General features: G+C 68.0%; 18 protein-coding genes. 8 read left to right on the top strand and 10 right to left on the bottom strand.

What is annotated here, in order from left to right; all coding sequences use genetic code 11:
* The 6 genes from DID96_RS23365 to DID96_RS23340 all read right to left on the bottom strand — a co-directional run.
* Positions 1 to 265, bottom strand: a 265-nt coding sequence (locus tag DID96_RS23365) for an acetyl-coenzyme A synthetase N-terminal domain-containing protein (RefSeq protein ID WP_409333803.1), incomplete at its 3' end; no start/stop codon positions are given.
* Between the two features lie 343 nt (positions 266 to 608).
* The gene (locus DID96_RS23360) at positions 609 to 2,576 is read right to left on the bottom strand and encodes a sigma-70 family RNA polymerase sigma factor (RefSeq protein ID WP_124601637.1); all 1,968 of its coding nucleotides are present in this window, start codon (positions 2,574 to 2,576) and stop codon (positions 609 to 611) included.
* Positions 2,560 to 2,874: a high-potential iron-sulfur protein gene (locus tag DID96_RS23355; RefSeq protein ID WP_124601636.1), complete on the bottom strand. Its 315-nt coding sequence runs from the start codon at positions 2,872 to 2,874 to the stop codon at positions 2,560 to 2,562. Before DID96_RS23355 ends, DID96_RS23360 begins: the two co-directional genes overlap by 17 nt.
* Before the next feature lie 115 nt (positions 2,875 to 2,989).
* Entirely contained in the window at positions 2,990 to 4,198 is a 1,209-nt protein-coding gene (locus DID96_RS23350; RefSeq protein WP_124601635.1) for a c-type cytochrome, read from the bottom strand.
* A 79-nt stretch (positions 4,199 to 4,277) separates the two neighbouring features.
* A complete protein-coding gene (locus DID96_RS23345) occupies positions 4,278 to 5,999 on the bottom strand; it encodes a methanol/ethanol family PQQ-dependent dehydrogenase (RefSeq protein WP_124601634.1) in 1,722 nt (573 codons plus the stop codon).
* A gap of 564 nt (positions 6,000 to 6,563) precedes the next feature.
* On the bottom strand, positions 6,564 to 7,550 hold the full coding sequence (locus DID96_RS23340; protein ID WP_124601633.1) for an alpha/beta fold hydrolase: 987 nt from the start codon (positions 7,548 to 7,550) through the stop codon (positions 6,564 to 6,566).
* A gap of 349 nt (positions 7,551 to 7,899) precedes the next feature.
* Here DID96_RS23340 and DID96_RS23335 point away from each other — a divergent pair, with 349 nt between their 5' ends.
* From DID96_RS23335 to pqqE, 6 genes are all read left to right on the top strand, one after another.
* Positions 7,900 to 9,990 (top strand): sigma-54-dependent Fis family transcriptional regulator, encoded by a 2,091-nt coding sequence (locus DID96_RS23335; RefSeq protein ID WP_124601632.1) that lies wholly within the window; start codon positions 7,900 to 7,902, stop codon positions 9,988 to 9,990.
* 307 nt (positions 9,991 to 10,297) lie between these two features.
* Positions 10,298 to 10,372: a pyrroloquinoline quinone precursor peptide PqqA gene (pqqA, locus tag DID96_RS23325; RefSeq protein WP_006485436.1), complete on the top strand. Its 75-nt coding sequence runs from the start codon at positions 10,298 to 10,300 to the stop codon at positions 10,370 to 10,372.
* A gap of 64 nt (positions 10,373 to 10,436) precedes the next feature.
* Positions 10,437 to 11,360 carry a pyrroloquinoline quinone biosynthesis protein PqqB gene (gene pqqB / locus DID96_RS23320; protein ID WP_124601631.1) on the top strand — a complete coding sequence of 308 codons (924 nt, stop codon included), beginning with the start codon at positions 10,437 to 10,439 and terminating at the stop codon, positions 11,358 to 11,360.
* Between the two features lie 2 nt (positions 11,361 to 11,362).
* A complete protein-coding gene (pqqC, locus tag DID96_RS23315; protein ID WP_124601630.1) occupies positions 11,363 to 12,082 on the top strand; it encodes a pyrroloquinoline-quinone synthase PqqC in 720 nt (239 codons plus the stop codon).
* Positions 12,079 to 12,360 carry a pyrroloquinoline quinone biosynthesis peptide chaperone PqqD gene (gene pqqD, locus DID96_RS23310; protein ID WP_124601629.1) on the top strand — a complete coding sequence of 94 codons (282 nt, stop codon included), beginning with the start codon at positions 12,079 to 12,081 and terminating at the stop codon, positions 12,358 to 12,360. Before pqqC ends, pqqD begins: the two co-directional genes overlap by 4 nt.
* Before the next feature lies 1 nt (position 12,361).
* Positions 12,362 to 13,495: a pyrroloquinoline quinone biosynthesis protein PqqE gene (gene pqqE, locus DID96_RS23305; RefSeq protein ID WP_124601628.1), complete on the top strand. Its 1,134-nt coding sequence runs from the start codon at positions 12,362 to 12,364 to the stop codon at positions 13,493 to 13,495.
* A 577-nt stretch (positions 13,496 to 14,072) separates the two neighbouring features.
* Here pqqE and DID96_RS23300 read toward each other — a convergent pair.
* Complete coding sequence (locus DID96_RS23300; RefSeq protein WP_124601627.1) at positions 14,073 to 14,411, bottom strand: helix-turn-helix transcriptional regulator; 339 nt, start codon at positions 14,409 to 14,411, stop codon at positions 14,073 to 14,075.
* A 79-nt stretch (positions 14,412 to 14,490) separates the two neighbouring features.
* On the opposite strand from DID96_RS23300, the gene DID96_RS23295 reads away from it, so the two are divergent.
* Positions 14,491 to 15,396: a hypothetical protein gene (locus DID96_RS23295; protein WP_124601626.1), complete on the top strand. Its 906-nt coding sequence runs from the start codon at positions 14,491 to 14,493 to the stop codon at positions 15,394 to 15,396.
* Between the two features lie 287 nt (positions 15,397 to 15,683).
* On the top strand, positions 15,684 to 15,905 hold the full coding sequence (locus DID96_RS23290; RefSeq protein WP_124601625.1) for a hypothetical protein: 222 nt from the start codon (positions 15,684 to 15,686) through the stop codon (positions 15,903 to 15,905).
* A 148-nt stretch (positions 15,906 to 16,053) separates the two neighbouring features.
* On the opposite strand, the gene DID96_RS23285 is transcribed toward DID96_RS23290, so the two are convergent.
* From DID96_RS23285 to DID96_RS23275, 3 genes are all read right to left on the bottom strand, one after another.
* Positions 16,054 to 16,953, bottom strand: coding sequence for an alpha/beta hydrolase family protein (locus tag DID96_RS23285; RefSeq protein ID WP_124601624.1), 900 nt, complete (start codon positions 16,951 to 16,953; stop codon positions 16,054 to 16,056).
* A gap of 149 nt (positions 16,954 to 17,102) precedes the next feature.
* Entirely contained in the window at positions 17,103 to 17,831 is a 729-nt protein-coding gene (locus DID96_RS23280) for an alpha/beta fold hydrolase (protein ID WP_124601623.1), read from the bottom strand.
* Positions 17,832 to 17,896: 65 nt separating this feature from the next.
* A complete protein-coding gene (locus DID96_RS23275; RefSeq protein ID WP_124601622.1) occupies positions 17,897 to 18,676 on the bottom strand; it encodes a DinB family protein in 780 nt (259 codons plus the stop codon).
* Positions 18,677 to 18,765 lie beyond the last annotated feature (89 nt).

Raw genomic sequence — 18,765 nt, 5'->3', positions numbered from 1 at the left:
ACGACGCGTTCAGCTCGCCGTCGTCGAACCACTTGCAGAACGGCGCGTCGGATTCGTCGAGCACGTTCGTGAACGGCTTGTGCCACGCGAGCGTCTCGCGCGCGTGGCGTGCCCAGAATCCTTCGTAGTCGCTTTCGGCCTCGGCGGCGAGCGCGCGATAGGCTTCCATGCCGGAAATGGCCGCGCGGTCGCGCAAGTCGGCGGGCGGATCGAAAGTCCGGTGTTCGTGAAGGATCGATACGAGGGCGGTCACTGGAGTCTCCATGTAAATCGTGCGGTGAAGCTGTGGCAGGACAAAAGGCAACTTGCATGCCAGATGCGCGATGACCGACGCTCGCGCTCGCCGCAAGCGGTTGCGTGCACCGTGCAGGCGCCTGCGGAACCGGGCGATCGCAATCGGCGATGCCCGCTGGAGCAGGGCTGGCGGCGCGCGGCATGGCTCAGCGACTGCGCAGCCGGCATCATGCGAATCAAAAAACAGAGGAATACGAATCGATGAAAGAAGAGTCAGACGAGACAATCAACGGCGTGCAACCCGCTGCATCATTGCGCCGAAACGCATCAGTCTCTGTTGCAGGCATCAACAGGCGGAACGGCTGCCCCCGGCGTCATCCGATGAATGAGCGGAGGCCAGGCAGCGCGTCGGATGCGCGGATACGCTCGAGCGCCGATGCCTCGATCTGCCGCACGCGCTCGGCCGACAGGTTGAGCTGGCGGCCGATGTCGCGCAGCGAATACCCGTCGTCCGCGCCGATCCCGTAACGCAGCCGCAGGATCGTCGCTTCGCGGGCCGGCAGCCGGTCGATCGCGGCTGCCATCGCGTCGCGCAACTGCGCCGCGCTGGCCGCGTCTTCCGGCGACGGCATCGCGCTGTCCGGCACGACGTCGCCGAGCGTCATGTCGCCGTCCGGCGATACGGGCACGTCGGTCGACACGGGCTCCTTGACGATCGCCAGCAGGTCGAGCACCTTCGCGACCGGCAGCCCCATCCGCGCGGCCAGCTCGGCAGGCGCCGCGGCGTCGCCCGTGTGCTGCGCGTGGTCGCGCTTGATGCGCGACAGCTTGTTGATCGCGTCGACCGTATGCGTGGGCACGCGTATCGTGCGGCCCTGATCGGCGATCGCATGCGTGATCGCCTGCCGGACCCACCAGGTCGCATACGTCGCGAATTTGAAGCCGCGCCGATGGTCGTAGCGATCGACGGCCTTCATCAGGCCGATATTGCCTTCCTGGATCAGGTCGAGAAGCTGCAATCCGCGATCGGGATACCGTTTGGCGATCGACACGACGAGCCGCAGATTGCTCTGGAACAGCTTCTTTCTCGCGGGCTGCATCGCACGATCGATGCGCGACAGGCGCGCGTCGATCGCGATCGTGATATCGAGCGGCAGGATCGACTCGCTCGCGAGATGCGCGAGCGCGGTTCGCGCTTCGATCAGCGCCGGTGCGCGGCGGGCGAGGGCCGTGCCGCATCCGGGATGCGCGGCGATGCGTTCGTGAAGCCACGCGCGAACGTCGTTGCAGGGTGTGAAGAGAACGCGACGCGGCGTATCGGCGCGCATGCCCGATTCGGTCAACGATTCCACGATGCGTTTTTCGAACTTGCGTGCTTGCGTCGCGCGTTCGCAAATCGTGCTGCCGATACGTTCGATCGCGCGCGCGGTGAAGCGGATCCTGCCGGTCAGCGCAGCGGCCTCGCGCATCAGCAACCGGTAACCGGCCGAAGCGAAGCCGTCGGAGCGCAACGCGTGATGCATCGCCGATGCAAGCGCACCGGCACGGTCGAGCGAATCGACGACGGCATCGCGCCACGCCGGGCTGTCCAGCGCGCGCTCGGCTTCGCCTTCCGGCGCCGGTGATTCCGTCTCCGAATCGGGCGTGGTTTCGTTCCCGGGCGAATCCGCAGGCGATCCCGCAAGCGGGTGCGCGGGCGAATCCGTGAGCGATCCGGCGTGCGATTCCGTGAGCGATTCGGTGAGCGCTTCGGCGTGCGATTCGGCGTGCGATTCGGCGCCGTCGACGAACCCCGTCACGTAGACCGAAGCTGCCGCCTTTCCCGCGCGGATGTCGTCGGCGATCGATGCGATGACCTCAAGCGCGGCCGGATCGCGGCTCAACGCCTCGATGCACGCGGCGCGACCGCTTTCGAGACGAAGCGCGAGCGCGACCTCCTCTGCGCGCTCGAGCAGCGGTGTCGCGCTCATTTCCCGCAGATAGATCCGGACAGGATCGTTCGTGCGGCCCGCAAGCAGATCGGCGGCCGCGAGCGGCGCCGACGCATCGGCAAGCGGCGACGTCACTTCCGTCGCTTGCGCGAAATGACGATCGAGCGTCCACGCGGTGCGCGAGTCGGCATGCTCGCGCACCTCGATGCCGAGCTCGCGGAGCATCGACGCGGCCGCATCGAAATCCGTGCCTTCGGCCGCATCGTCGGGCAGCGCATCGACGATTTCGCCGCGCGTCACGTAGCCGCGATCGATGCCCAGCGCGATCAGCGCATGCAGATGCTCCGCACGTTCGGCGTCCGCACCGCCGCGCGGCGCGCTGTCGTGTGCGCGATCAAGCACGCTTCGCATAGACGTTGCACCAGCCTTCAGCGGCAACCGACTTGCCCGCGAACATCGGGCACGTGCCGGACGATTCGCCTGCGGCGCCCTTGTAGAAGCGGCAATCCGCGCACGTCTGGCCAGCCTGATACTTCGGGAACTTGCTCGTGTCGACGGTCGATGCTTTCGCGCGATAGCCGAGCGTCTTCGCGGTCGCGTCGTTTTCGTCGACGAGCGGTGCTGCCGCGAATGCCCGGGTTCCGGCCGCGAGCGTGGCGCACAGGCCGGCCGTCTGAATGATGAAGGTTCTGCGATTGCGGGAGATCATGTCGTTTTCCTGAATGAAATGAAAAGAAAAAGGCGGTCGCACGCGCCGGGAATGCTTCCCGGCGCGGCGGGTAGACCAAAACGAAGAGGCGGCGAAGCGGCGATGAGGCGGGAACTTACTTGCGCGGCCCGGCGATGAGCGGCGCTTTCGACGCGTTGGCGATATCGGTCGTCAGCTTGGTCTTCGACGCGTCGTAGCCGTTCGAATAAAGCAGGAACGCCATCAGATCCTCGTATTCCTGCGGCGTCATCTTGCCGGGGCGATCGGCCGGCATGTTGTTCGACATGTACTGGTACACCCCGCCGACGGTGATATGCGACTTGCCTTCGGGCGCGAAGGCTTCCCCGATCAGCGCGGGCGCGGTGTTGCCCTCGAGCTGGTCACCGTGGCATTTCGCACAGGCGTCCGCATAGATCGTCTTGCCATGCTGCACCTGCGCCTGGTCGAACGACGGTACGGCGTTGCCTTCATTGGTCGACACCTTGATGAAGCCGCTCTTCGCCGGCTGCTGTTGGGCGGATGCGACCGCGCCGTCGAGGAACCGGCCGGGCGTGCGCGTGCCGGCCGTGTGCGCGACTGCGTCCGGGAGTGTCCAGCCGCGCGTGAGCGCAGCAAGACGGCCATTGTCGTTCATCCGGGACAACGTTGCGTCGATGCGCTTCTGCAGCGCTTCCTTGCCCGGTCCGAAGGCGAACGAAAGCTGCCATTCCGAGTACGGCGACGACGTCGCCGCCACCTGGAAGCGCTGCTGCGGGTGTGCGCGTTCATATGCGACGACGCTCGGATACCAGACGATTGCGCGCTGCGCGCGGCCGTCGGCGAGTGCGGCGATCGTTTTCTCGCTCGTGTTTTCCAGAACGAAACGGGCGTTGGCCTGCTGCGCGGCGATCAGCTGCGAAGGGCTCCCGTACGTGGCCGCGATCGCTTCCTTGGCGCCGGACGGTGCATGCGGGTCGCGCAGCGAAACGCTGACGTAGCCGGAGCGCAGATAGCCCTGCGAGAAACTCATTCTGGATCCCGACGCATCGGCGATCTCCGAGCGCGGGAAGCCGGCGATCACATCGCAGTCGCGTTCGAGCGATTTCTTCAGTTCGCTGGCGGAGATGCCGTCGTCGCCGCCATCGTCGTCGACACCGCGTTTGTTCATCGATGCGGCGATGCCGGCGGTGCGGAACACTTCGCGCGCAATGGATTGGTCGAGCGCCGTGGTCGGGCTGCCGGGCAGCGTGCAGATGCGTACGCCGGCCGACGCGGATGCCGGTGCGAGCGCCACGCCCACGGCGAGCAGACTGGCGACAGTGAGGGGAGTGAGGCGAGTAGTCATGATCGTGTGTCCGGTTGAAGCGGTTGGGGTGTCGCGCCCGCATCGGGCGCATGCGGGCGCGACCGGGGCTCGAGCCCGATCAGTCGAGCGCGAAGACGTACAGGGTGCCGCCGCGCGGAACGTCCTTCGCGATGTCGGCCATCGGGCCGCCCCAGATCGGGTTCGCGCCGCCGTAGCCGGCGAGCACGGCGACGTATTCCTTGCCGTCGACCTCATACACCGACGGTTGCGAGATGATGCCGCTCGCGAGCTGCGGGCTCTCCCAGAGCACCTTGCCGGTGGCCGTATCGAATGCATACAGGTGACCGTCGAGCGAGCCGCTGAACGCGAGGCCGCTCGCGGTGGTCGCGACGCCACCGTTCCACGGCTTCTTCGTCCAATGGCTCCACAGCTTCTTGCCGGTGTTCACGTCGATTGCGGTCAGTTCGCCGTAGCCCTCGCTGCCCGGTTCAGGCTTGATCTCGAAACCTTCGCCGAGATACGGCAGGCCTTCCTGATAGCTGACCGACTTGCCGGTCAGGCTCATGCACGCGTGCAGCGCGGGCACGACCGCGATGCGGCGTTCCTGGTCGTACGAGATCGACCACCAGTTCTTGCCGCCGAGGAAGCTCGGGCACGTTTCGATCGTCGTGCCGGCCTTCGGGAACTTCGATTCGTCCTGGATCGGCTTGCCATCGTCCGTGTAGCCGGTGACCGACGTCGCCTTCACGAACGGTGTCGCGTAGATCAGCTTGCCGGTCGTGCGGTCGATCGCGTGGAAGAAGCCGTTGCGGTCCGCATGGATGATCGCGTCGTAGTCCTTGCCTTTGTACTTGATGTCTGCAAGGACCGCCGCGTTCACGCCGTCGTAGTCCCACGTGTCGTGGTTCGTGTACTGATAGTGCCATTTCAGGTCGCCGTTCTTCGCATCGAGCGCGAGCAGCGAGTCGGAATACAGGTTGTCGCCGGGGCGCAGCGCCGCGAGCCACGGGCCGGGGTTGCCGACACCCCAATACAGGGTGCGCGACGCGGCGTCGTACGTGCCGGTGAGCCATGCGGCGCCGCCGCCGTGATCCTGCATGCCGTCGGGCCAGGTCTCCGAACCCTTTTCTCCGGAACCCGGGATCGTGTAGCGCTTCCAGACCTCCGAGCCGTCGTCCGGATTCAGCGCGACGATGTAGCCGCGAATCCCGTATTCGCCGCCGGACGTGCCGACGATGATCGCACCGTCGAGCGCGAGCGGCGCGAGCGAGAACGAGTAGCCGAGGCCCGGCTCGAACATCTGCTTCTTCCAGACGAGATTGCCGGTCTGCGCATCGAGTGCCGCGACTTCACCGCCCAGCATCGCGACATAGACATTCTTGCCGTACAGCGCGACGCCGCGGTTGACGACGTCACAGCACGCGGTCTTGAACGATGCGGCGCCGAGCTTCGGTTCGTATTTCCAGAGCTGCTTGCCCGTCTTCGCATCGAACGCGTAGACGTTGTCCTTCGGCGTCGTCACGAACAGGTAATTGCCGTTGATGATCGGCGTGGCTTCGAAGCCCTGCTTCAGCTCGGCCGGGAACTTGTAGGCCCACACCTGCTTGAGGTTCTTCGCGTTCGACGGGTCGATCTGCTTGAGCGGCGAATGCGACCGGCCGTTGTAGGTGCGGTAGTAGGTCAGCCAGCCCGGATCGCGCTGCGCATCGGTCAGCCGCTGGTAGGTCACGGCCGGGTAGTCCGCGGCCGCTTCGACGAGGCCGGGGTTCAGCGCGACGGCGGCTGCCGCCGCGATTCCGATCGTGGCCAGCCGGCTCGCTGAAGCCGAGAATTTCTTCATGGTTGTCTCCTGAGTCATTGTGGTCGCACCGCCGCGAATGTTCCGTCGCGCCGGCACGGGTGGGGTTCCGGGCCGAGTGCGCTGCCGTTCACGCAAGTCGCATGCCATCGCGCCGCGATGCCCGCGCGACGCGGCGGACCGGGCCATCGCGGGTGATGCGGTGCTGGCGGTGCATGGCGGGGGCGTCGACGAAGGTGTTGCATTCAGGTACACCGCCGTGCGCGAGGTGTTGCCAAACATCACAGCTGGCGGTGCGCCTGTGACAGCGTGCCGCGCCGTTGACGGATGCCGTGCCGGACGGGCGTTCGGCGTTGGGGGCGATGTTGCTGGCGACGCTGGCAGGTGATCGCGCATGCGGCGCTGGCATGGTTCTCGCTGTTCTGGATCGCGGGGAGACATCGCGGCGCAGCGAGCAACGCCGCACGGAAGAACATGAACAGGGAGACGGAGGGGAATGATCAGGAGACCAAAGGCAATCGGCGCCGGCGGCGGGAAGCGGGACCATCGGCGCGTGCGGTGTGTCGGTGCGACACTCGGTACGGTCGCGCTGTTCGGCAAGCTGCGCTACACCGATGCGGACACCATGCTGTCGCTGGCCGCGAACATCGCATGCACCGCGCGGGCGATGCTGCGCGCTAGCGCCGGGTCGCTCGCCAGATGCCCGGCCGGCACCCGTTCGACGTCGGCGGCGGGCACCGCACGCATGAGCCGGTCGACGTTGTCGATCGGGCAGACGGGATCGCGCAATCCGTGCGCGGCGAACAGCGGCACGCCTGCGTCAGCCGCGCGACGCGCGAGCGCGAGCAGCCGGCGTTCGCCGAGCCAGCAGTCGTGCTGCAGGTAATGCGCCTGGATCCGGTACTTGTCGATCAGCCGGAGGACGGCCGGGTGCGAGCGGGTCACTCGCGCATGCGAACGGCGGCGCGTCTGCGTCGACGCGAGCACCGCGTCTTCGTAAGCGCGCCACGCGAGCGCCACCGCGCGTTGCCCGGCCGCGCCCGCGCCGGGATGCAGGCGCCGCGCGCAGCACGACAGCAGGCGGTCCGGCTGGCTGCAGCGGGCCGCCCGGCACAGGCGCTGCCATGCGCGCGGCGCGCGCGTGCGCGACGTCGTGAACAGGCGGCGGACCTCGCGTGCCGATGTCAGGAACAGGCCACGCAGCACGACGCCGGTCACCTGCCCCGGATGCGTGCCCGCGTACGCGAGTGCGAGCGCGGCGCCCCACGATCCGCCGACGACGCCCCAGCGCGCGATGCCGAGCTGCTCGCGGATCGCTTCGAGATCGCCGATCAGCCGCGCGGTGCTGTTGTGGCGCGTGCCGCCGCGCGGCGACGATGCGCCCGCGCCGCGCTGGTCGACGAGCACGACGCGCATCCGCGTCAGGTCGAACAGGCGCAGGATGCCGGCCTGGCTGCCGCTGCCTGGCCCGCCGTGCAGCACGACGACCGGGTGGCCGCGCGGATTGCCGGCGACCGCAAAGGCGATCGACTGCGCATCGCGATGCAGGCGCCGACGGTCGGGCGGGACAGATCGAATCGGGGCAGGCATCATGTCGTCGTGGCTCGGGCGGGATATCGGGCAACCGTCGTTCGGGTTTGTACGCAGCCGAACGATCGCGTCGTTTGATGTGAAGCAAAGCCAGAAACGCGCCAGCCGCGAAGATCGGGATTCGCACGGGTAGCCGCGAGCCCGGCAATCACGGTATCAGGATCGCTGAGCCGTCCGGTGATCCGACGCGCGCGGGTACGACCGGTCGTTGTCTTGCAATAAGCTTTCAATCCGGGCCGCACATCCGGCGCAGGATCGTCCGCCTGCGCCGCGACGATCGCGTGGCCCGATGCTTGCTTGCAATGACGGCATAGAGTCCGGCAAATGACCGGAAGGATCCCCGGAGGAGACAATGCGCAATGACGTACCTCAGGCGGCCGGGTCACGGGCCACGCAGTCCGCTGGCTGGCCCGCCCCGTCGATCCAGAAAGCCCACGAGCGGTCCGAGACATTCGGCCTGCAGGTGGCGGCGCGGCCCGACTACGACGTGCTGTCGAATGCGGGGCTCGTGCTGAAGCGCGAGCAGAACCGCGTGCTGTGCGTGCACGCGATGCCGGTGATGGAGACGCTGCACGAGCAGATCGTCAATACGCAGAGCATGATCGTGCTGACCGACGCGGAAGGCCTGATCCTGCATTCGATCGGCGACGACGACTTCCTGCGCCGCGCGGAAAAGGTCGCGCTGCGCCCGGGCGCGAACTGGGCGGAGAACCGGCAGGGCACCAACGCGATCGGCACGGCGCTCGCCGAGCTGTGCCCGATGGTCGTCCACGGCGACCAGCACTTCCTGGCCGCGAACCGCTTCCTGACCTGCTCGAGCGTGCCGATCCTCGACCCGTACGGCGACGCGATCGGCGTGCTCGACGTGACGGGCGACCACCGCAGCTATCACCAGCACACGATGGCGCTCGCGAAGATGTCGGTGCAGATGATCGAGAATCACCTGTTTACGACGACCTTTCAGGAAACGCTGCAGGTGTCGTTCCACGGCCGCCCCGAGTTCCTCGGCACGCTGATGGAGGGGATCGTCGCGTTCACCGCCGATGGCCGCTTCCTGTCGGCCAACCGCAGCGCGCAGTTTCAGCTCGGGATGCCGCTCGCCGCGCTGCGCGCGCACACGCTGTCGTCGCTGTTCGACGTCACGACCGCGCAACTGATCGACCGGATGCGCGCGAGCACCGACCAGCACCTGATGCTGAATCTCGGCAACGGCACGGTGGTCTGTGCGCGCGTGCACTTCCGCCGCGCGACGCTCGCCGAAGGCAGCCGGCCGACGGATGTCCATGACGCGGCCGCACCGGCCGCGCGCGCGTGCGCCGCGACGGCGGCCGCTGCTGCGGCGGCGGGAAACTCGGCGGGCCTGTCGCGGCTCAGCTATCTCGACACCGGCGATCCGCAGGTCGCGTCGGTGATCACGAAGGTGCGCAAGGTGATCGGCAAGGACATTCCGATCCTGATCACCGGCGAGACCGGCACCGGCAAGGAACTGCTCGCGCAGGCGATCCACAACGACTCGCCGCGGCGCGACGCGCCGTTCGTCGCGGTCAACTGCGCGTCGATTCCGGAGACGCTGATCGAATCCGAGCTGTTCGGGTACGAGGAGGGCGCGTTCACCGGCGCGCGCCGCAAGGGCGCGATCGGCAAGCTGCTGCAGGCGAACGGCGGCACGCTGTTCCTCGACGAGATCGGCGACATGCCGTATCCGCTGCAGGTGCGGCTGCTGCGCGTGCTGCAGGAGCGCCTCGTCAACCCGCTCGGCTCGACGAAGACGATCGCCGTGGATATCTCGATCATCTGCGCGACGCACCGCGACCTGCGCGAGATGATCGCGCAGAACCGCTTCCGCGAAGATCTCTATTACCGTCTGAACGGCCTTGTGGTGCGCCTGCCGCCGTTGCGCGACCGCACCGATCTCGCGGTCGTCGTGCAGAAGATGCTGCAGCGGGAAGCGTTCGCGGGCGTCGACCGCCCGCCGCTCACCGTCGCGCCGGACGTGATGGCGCTGTTCGTGCGCTGCACGTGGCCCGGCAACTTCCGCCAGCTCGGCAACCTGCTGCGCACGGCGGCGGCGATGGTCGACGACGACGGCGAGATCCGGCGCGAGCACCTGCCGGACGACTTCTTCGACGACCTGCGCCGCGGCGACGCGCAGGCCGCGCCCGACGCGTGTGCCGCGCCGGGTGTTGTGTCGGGTGTTGTGTCGGGCGTTACGTCGGGTGTTGCGTCGGGTGTTGCGTCGGGTGTCGCACCGTGCGCCGCGGACGCGCTCCCGCCCGCCGACGCGCGCCTGCAGGACGTCGCCGCGTCCGCGATCGCTGCGGCGCTGGCCCGTCATGGCGGCAACGTGTCAGCGGCGGCGCGCGCGCTCGGCGTGTCGCGTAACACGATCTACCGGAAGATGCCGGCCGCCGACGCGGGCCGCCATCCGTCGGAAGAACGCTGACGCGCTGGCCGTCCGACGGCCGCCGGTCGCGTGCCACCTGTCACAGCCGGTGTGTCAAGTTGCAACACCGGTGTTCAACGATTCAACACCTGTCACCGCCCCCGTGCGTCATGCCGCCGGGGTGGCGGAGCGCGTCCGCGCCGTTCCTGTCGGCAAATCGTAAGGATTCCGTCCAGACGCCCGGGCGACGGGCCTATGCCGCGTTCGCGCGCGCTTTGCGCGGCTTCGGCACGCTCCTTGCTGAAGAGGTAACGACCGCTCGATTGGCGCGGTTCCTCGACTCACCAACTCAACAAGGAGACACATCATGCAGTGGACGACCCCGTCTTACACCGACCTGCGCTTCGGCTTCGAAATCACGATGTACATCGCCAACCGCTGATCGCCGCGCGATGCGCTGCCCGTGTCGCCTTGCGCGGCGCGGGCAACCTCGGGAGCTGACGCCCATGAAGATCAAGATACTCGGCTCGGGAGCCGGCGGCGGTCTGCCGCAATGGAACTGCAACTGCGTGAATTGCCGCCGCGCGCGCAGCGGCGCCGGCGACGTGCTGCCGCGCACGCAGTCGTCGATCGCGGTCAGCGAGAACGGCATCGACTGGATCCTCGTCAACGCGTCGCCCGACATCCTTTCCCAGTTGCGCGCGAATCCGGACATGCAGCCGGCGCGCGCGATCCGCGACAGCGGCATCGCCGCCGTCGTGCTGTGCGATGCGCAAATCGACCACGTGACGGGCCTGCTGATGCTGCGCGAGCGCTCGACGCCGCTGCCGCTTTACGCAACCGCGCCGGTGCTCGACGACCTGTCGACCGGCTTGCCGCTCGTGCCGCTGCTCGGCCATTACTGCGGCGTCGATGCGCACACGATCGCGCTCGGCGAGCCGTTCTCGGTGCCCGCGGCCGCCGGCATCCGCATCACCGCGATCCCCGTCGACAGCAAGGCGCCGCCTTATTCGCCGCGACGCGCGTCGGCCGCGCCCGGCGACAACGTCGCGCTGTCGATCGAAGCTGTCGCGAGCGGCCGGCGCGCGTTCTATGCGCCGGGGCTCGCGGCAGTGACCGACGACGTTCGCGCGGCGATGCACGACGCCGACCTCGTGCTGGTGGACGGCACGTTCTGGACCGGGACCGAGATGATCGATCTCGGCCTGTCGAGCAAGCACGCAGCCGACATGGGGCATCTCGCGCAGTGCGCGGCGAACGGGCAGCCGGGCATGATCGACTGGCTCGACATGCTGCCCGCGCGCACGCGCAAGGTGCTTACGCACATCAACAACACCAACCCGATTCTCGACCCGCATTCCGCCGAGCACGCACACCTGCGCGCGCATGGCATCGATGTCGCGCACGACTGCATGCAATTCGAGGTTTGATCATGAACGCACCGATCCCCGCTACGGCGTTGCACGCGACGCCCTGGACCGCGACCGAATTCGAGGCGCAACTGCGCGCGCTCGAATCGCGCTACCACATCCATCATCCGTTCAACCGGCGGCTCAACAGCGGCGCGTGCTCGCCCGCGCAGATCCGCGGCTGGGTCGCGAACCGCTTCTACTACCAGATCAACATCCCGCTCAAGGATGCGGCGATCCTGTCGAACTGCCCGGACCGCGACACGCGGCGCCTGTGGATCCAGCGCCTGATCGACCACGACGGCCAGGGCGACAACGCAGGCGGGATCGAGGCGTGGGTGCGGCTGGGCGAAGCGGTCGGCCTCGAGCGCGCCGAGCTGTGGTCGCTCGAGCACGTGCTGCCCGGCGTGCGCTTCGCGGTCGACGCGTATGTGAATTTCGCGCGGCGCGCGCCGTGGCAGGAAGCCGTGTGCTCGTCGCTGACCGAGATGTTCGCGCCGCAGATCCACCTCGACCGGCTCGCGGGCTGGCCGTCGCATTACCCGTGGATCGAGCCGGAAGGGCTGCATTACTTCCGCAGCCGCGTGCCGCTCGCGCAGCGCGACGTCGAGCACGGGCTCGCGGTCACGCTGCAGCATTTCACGACGCCGGACGCGCAGCAGCGCGCGCTCGGCATTCTGCAATTCAAGCTCGACATCCTCTGGTCGATCCTCGACGCAGTCGAAAAGGCCTACCCGGTATGAACGCGATCGATGTCGCCAGCGGCGTGCCGCTGCGCCCCTGCCTGAGGGGCATGTTCCGCCTGCAGTGGGAGGCGGCCCAGGATGCCTACGTGCTCCTCTATCCGGAAGGAATGGTCAAGCTCAACCCGAGCGCGGGCGAGATACTCGCGCGCTGCGACGGTACGCGCGAGCTGGACGACATCATCGGCGAGCTCGAGCGGCTGTTCAGCCAGTCGGATCTCGCCGCCGACGTGTACCGCTTCCTCGATCACGCGCGGCTGCGCGGCTGGCTCGACTAACATGGCACCCGATACATCCCGTCCGTCCGCGCCGCTGTGGCTGCTCGCGGAGCTCACGTACCGCTGCCCGCTGCATTGCGCGTTCTGCTACAACCCGGTCGACTTCGCGACGCACGGCGCGGAACTCGACACCGATGCGTGGCGCGCGGTGATCAGCGACGCGCGCGCGCTCGGCGCCGCGCAGATCGGCTTCTCGGGCGGCGAGCCGCTGCAGCGCGGCGACCTCGAGACGCTCGTCGCGCATGCGCGCGGGCTCGGCTTCTACACGAACCTGATCACGTCGGGCATCGGGCTGAACGCGGCGCGCATCGAACGGCTCAAGGCGGCCGGGCTCGATCATATCCAGGTGTCGCTGCAGGACTCGACGCGCGAGCTGAACGATTTCCTGACCAGCACGCGCACGTTCGAGCTGAAGCGCAGCGTCGCGCGGCTCGTCAAGGCGTACGGCTATCCGATGGTGCTCAACTGCGTGCTGCATCGCTACAACCTGCCGCACGTGAGCCAGATCATCGAGATGGCGCTCGATCTCGGCGCCGATTACCTGGAGCTCGCGAATACGCAGTACTACGGCTGGGCGCTGCTGAACCGCGACCAGCTGATGCCGACCGCCGAACAGTTGCGCGAGGCCGAGGACACGGTCAACCGCTATCGGAAGCTCGTCGGCGAGCGCTGCCGGATTCTGTTCGTCGTGCCCGACTATTTCGAGCAGCGGCCGAAGGCGTGCATGAACGGCTGGGGCTCGGTGTTTCTCGGCGTCGCGCCGGACGGCACCGCGCTGCCGTGCCACGCCGCGCGTTCGCTGCCGGGGCTCGCGCTGCCGAACGTGCGCGACCGGTCGTTGAAGGAGATCTGGTACGACAGCGACGCGTTCAACGCGTTTCGCGGCGACGGCTGGATGCGCGAGCCGTGCCGCACGTGCGACGAGCGCCATGTGGATCACGGTGGTTGCCGGTGCCAGGCGTACCTGCTGGCAGGCGACCCGGCGGAAGCCGACCCGGTGTGTGCGAAGTCCGCGCATCACGGTAAGGTCGAGCAGGCGGTGAAGTTCGCGCGGCAACCTGCGCGGCGCGACGAACAGACGATGATCTTTCGCAGCAAGGAGAATTCGCTGGCGCGGTCGGTAGGCGGTGAGTAGGCGGTGAGCGGTCGCCGAGGAAAGTTGGCGGCGAAGAAAGCGGGAGCGAACGAGGCGAAGCGATGAACACCGGGACAATCGATACGTAGTCCTCTTCATGCTGGCGTGGCAGTGCACATGTTCTGCACGCGAGCAGCCAGCGCGAGGACTTGCGCACGCCGCACGTGGATGTCGCGAAACTGCTGTCCGCGGCACAAGCGGCCGGCTTCACGAAGATCGGCTTCGTCACCGATCCCGGCTCGCCCAAGCAACCTGCGCACCCGTAACGTGACGCGTTAGTCCCGGCGGCAGCTCAAGCTCGTCACGGGCGTGAACGGGCGCCGACACCTGCCGCCGTGCGCTCGTCGGCAGCGACCGCGGATCTCTCCCGCTGCGCGCTCGCCGCCAGCGAACGCGCACATATTTTCCCGCCGACATGCGACGCGGGCGGTGACGACCTCGGCCGTCACCGCCCGCGTAATGTCGTTCCGCACCTGCTTCGTGCGCGGCTGCCCGCAAGCCGCCGCACCAGCGGGGCGGACTGCCACGTCATGCCCGGCCTTGCTGACCACCGCACCCGGCGGGCCGACCCGCCACGTCAGCCGTCGTCGGCACGGCCCTGCAAATCCTTCAATCCCTTGATCACGACCAGCAGCGCGCGCCCGTGCTCGTCCGAGCCGTCCCACGCGTCGACGATCGCGTCGCGCAGCAATTCGTTATAGCGACGCCGCGACGGATGCACGTCGACGCCATAGAAAGTGCATAGCTTATTGAATGGCGTGCTGCGACGCACCCGGTGCCCGTTCGACTGCCGAAGGCGCGACACGGTCGGCTGGCTGACTCCCGAAAGTCGCGCTATTTCGCTGGACGAGCGGGTATCGGCCATCAAGCGGCGCAACAGGTCTTCGACGGGAAAATCAGTGTCTGGGGCTTCCATGTGCTGCATTATACCTATACAGTTACGGCTGTTGAATGGCTTGCTGAAGCTGGCAGGCTGCTGCGCCCCGAGAATGTTGATGACACTGAAACACCTCCCTCGTACGTTTTGCTGGACCAAGATCGGCGCCGAGTCCGGCGAAGAACTGGCCACTGTGGTGCTCCGCAAGGAATGGGAGCGCCGGCTGGGGGGCGGGCGGTTTCTGTGGGGGATCAACCAGCCGCTCGGCAGCAGCGCGCAGGTCGCCGCACATCGCACGGGCTCGCTGCTCGCGCTGTTCTCGCCGGTTGCCGCGCGCACGCGCGCGGCCGAGCGTGGGCGCGGCAACCTGCTGCTGTGGAATGCGTGGGTCGATGCGGGCGGCCAGGTGCGGCAGTTGCCGCCGCACACGTTCATCACGAGCCGCGCGAAGCTGCCGTCCGGCCGCCCGCGCGAGCATCACTACGCGCTCGTGTGCGCGTCGTCCACCGCGCTGACGATCGGCACGCGCCTGCGCGTGTATCCGGAGCAGCTGCGCAGCGTGAGCACCGGCAAGACGCTCGGTGCGGCACAGGGCGCGGTCGTCGTCGACTGCGTCGGCAGGCCCGCGGAGCACGCCGGCAAGGGCTATCCGCTCGCGCTGTCGGTCGAGCTCGAGGCGCCGTATTTCGTGCGGCTCGCGCAGCCGAGCGTGCTGAAGGCACGCGACCTCGCCGGCGTGAACAAGGCGACCCGCGACGGCGATTTCGACCGCTTCGTCGACCTGGTCGCGCGCCTGCGCGGCCGCTCGTCGGCGGAAGACGTGCGTGGTTTTACGCGCGACCTGTTCGACGCGTCGCCGATCGAAACCGCGGCCGCATATGTCCCGCCGTCGCATGCGACGCGGCTGCGCAGCCGTCCTTCGGCCGAGCACGCGCGCGGCGCCACGCAGGATCTGTTCGACCTGTCGCCGGGCGAGCCGGCGGCATTCGGCGGTCTGACGCATCCGCACGTCGGCCGCGCCTGACGAAATGGTGTTCTACGGCTGAAGGAAGGCGAAGAAGCAGGCGAAGAAGCAGAGGTAGGGGCGCGCGATTCAGACGCGCGTGCGCGACGGTCGTATCGGTTCGCGCAAGAAAATGTTGCATCTCGTCGCGTCGGATCGACGAGCGCAGAGCGACAATTGGCCCGAAGCGCGCTGCGCGGCGGCCGATGCGTCGACAGGCAGTTGGCAGTCGTTCATGCCGTCGCCATGCGCACCACGCACACTGAGCGTCGGCTTGCTTCACACGGCAACCTGAGGGAGAAGTGTCGATGCCGACCCACATCTGTTCGCGAGAAGCCCGGGCCGCACAACGCTTCGTCGAGGCGACGCGCAACGTCGATCAGGCGTTTCGCGCGGTGCGCGGCGAGGCCGACGACGACACGTCGTCGGCCGCGTATGCAATGGCGATGTCCCGGCTCGATAGCGCGCTAGACGAACTTGCGCGCGCGCAGGAATGCTTTGATCGGGTGGTGAGCGCGGACGCACAGTAGCGCAACGGATCCCGCTCCGGCGTCGATCGCGACGGTCGACGCGTTCATCTCATTGTGCTGACCGGATTGAACCGGCACTTCACGCATCTGACACGACACGGCACCGTGTCACGCGTCGCATTCATCACGACTGCACGATGTGTCGCGATCAGCCCGCGTGCGCCACATCCGTCGGATGATTCGCGACGTCGGCAAGCGGGTGGAACGCAAAGCCGTTGCGCTGGAACGACGTCGCGAAGAACCGCACCTGATAGCGGATCGCGTTCGCCCAGTAATCCCACGTATGACCGCCGGGCCGCTCCGCGTAATCGTGAGGCACGCCGAGCGCGACGAGCCGCTCATGCAGCGTGCGGTTCGACCCGACGAAGGAATCGTCGCGGCCGCAGTCGATCGTCAGGTCGATGTGCGCGTGGATGAACGCGCGGGCGCTTTCGACGATCACGTTGCGGTTCCAGAACGACGGATGTCGCTCCGGATCGCCGAACACGTGGTCGATGCCTGGCTCGTCCTCGCACGTGCGCGGATCGACCGCGCCGCTGATGCTGCCGACCGCGCCGAACGTGTCCGGCTCGTCGAGCGCGATGCGCAGCGCGCCGAAGCCGCCCATGCTGAGCCCCGTGATCGCGCGCGCGCGTTTCGTCGCGATGGTGCGGAAATGCGCGTCGACGAACGACACGACTTCCTTGCCGACGAAAGTCTCGTAGCGGCTGCCGGAATCGTACGGGCTGTCGATGTACCAGCTCTCGTGGCCGCCGTCGGGCATCACGAGGATCACGTGGTAGCGGTCGGCCAGCTCGCCGATCTGCGTATTCGATGTCCAGTCGGTATGGTCGCCGCCCGAGCCGTGCAGTGCATAGACGACCGGGAAGTGCTCGGCGCGATTGCCGTGCAGGTACGCGTCGGGCAGCACGACCGTCGCAGCGAGCGTCTCGCGCATCGCGTCGCTGGGAATCGTCACGACCCGCGCCTGGAACGCCCACGCGGGGCTCGCGACGGCAAGCAGCAGGAACAGCCGGAGGGCGCGCGTCATGGTCGTCGATCGTCGCATATGTCGTGTCCGCCTGCGGGCGGGCCTCCTCGGAAACCCTATCCGGATCGACTCTAGCAACGGCGCCTTTCAGCCAAATTTCGACGCAGCATACGGGTTGTCAGGCTGCGGGGGCTTCAACCTGCGCGATGCGGGCAGGCGCCGACAGTTCACGCGACGCAGCGCTCGACCGCCGCGCGGAACGCGTCGGGCTGCTCGGTCATCATCAGGTGCCCGCAGCCGCCGACGATCTCGCTGCCGGCGCAGCGCGCGAGCGCCCAGCCGGGCGCATGCCAGCCGTCGCGCGAGCGTTCGCCCGCGATCAGGTACACGGGATGACGTTCGAATACCTGCGCGAGCGCCGCGAGATAACCGGCGTCGCCCGTCGTCGCGACGACCGAGCGGCCCATCGCGCGCAGCGTCGACGCCGGCTGGTGCGCCAGCCAGCGGGCCGCGGTGGCGGTCAGGTCCGGCCCCGGGTCGCGGATCGCGCCGCGCAGCCACGCTAGCGGATCGGCGCGGAACCCGTCGAGCATCGCGTCGGCGTCGGCGGGCGACATGCGCCCGACCGACGCGGACCAGAACGCATCGTCGAGCGTGAAGTTGCCTTCGACATTGACGATCCGGCGCACGCGCGCGGGATGCGCATGCGCGAACAGCATCGCGATCGCGCCGCCGACCGAATGCCCGACGACGTCGACCGGCGTCGCGCCGAAGCGTGCTTCGACGGCTTGCCGCACGTGTTCGGCCTGCGCGGCGAGCGTGATCGTGTCGAATGGCGCTGCGCGATGCGCGCCGTAGCCGAGCAGGTCCGGCGCGATATGCGGGCCGCGCCAGTCACGCACGTCGAACGTGCCGATGAAGCCGTGGATGAAGACGACAGGTGTGTGCGGTGTCATGTGGAGCGGTCCGTTTAGTCGGTGGCGTGCGGCAGGTTCGGCGCGGCGAGCAGTGAGTTGAGCAGCTACTTGAGCAGTTCCGCGACCAGTTCGTCGAGTTCGAGGCCGTGCGTGCGGTCGTGGTCGAGCACTTCGCGCACGAGTTCGTCGAGCGACATGCGCCGGATGCCGTCGCGCAGCCCGCAGCGGGCCAGCTGCGCGGCGTCCAGCGTCGCGAGCGTCGCGCCCAGCCGCCGCCGCGCGGCGCGGAAGGCGTCGAGTGCCGTTGCGAGGTCCTGATGCAGGTAGTCGCGCGCTTCGGCAAGCGCGGTGCCGTCGACAGACAGGATCACCGGCAGCTCGGCGGTGCGCACCGCGTCGATGCGGTCGGCGAACACCGCGTCGAGGTCGCGCAGGTGGCATGCGTGTTCGACGAGCGAGAAGCCCGTGCCGTCCGGGCGCTGCGTCCACTGCGCCGCAGGCACGCGCGCGACGGCGGCGGCGAGCGTGTCGGGCATGCGTGCGAGCGCGGCGACAACGTCCGCGAACGGCAACTGCTGCGGATGCGGGCTGAACACCGCGCCGTAGCTGAACAGCGCGCCGCCGATCCGGCCACGCGCCTGCACGACTTCATGGCCGCGCCGCCGCATCACGTCGGCGACCAGCGCGCCGCAGAACTGGCGGGCTGTCGTGTCGGCGGCGATTTCCGGGAATTTCCGCGCGATGTCGTGCTGGATCGCGCCGATCGCGGCGACGCCGACGCGCGACAGCGCCGCGAATTCGACGTAGCGCTCGGGCTGCTCGATCAGCGCTTCGAGCTGCGCGCCTAGCGGCGTCGCGCGGAAGCGGTCGAAACGGGAATGCATCGCAGGCGATCTTGGTCAATAACGTCGCAAAACGATACGTTATAAAAGAGGGGCACGTCAACTCGACGGTGCCGACATATGCACGGCCT

Origin of the sequence: Burkholderia sp. Bp8963, from assembly GCF_003854275.1 — a bacterium.
GTDB lineage: Bacteria > Pseudomonadota > Gammaproteobacteria > Burkholderiales > Burkholderiaceae > Burkholderia.
Note: the sequence above shows the minus strand (reverse complement) of the source record. Positions and strands in the feature narration are given on the sequence as shown.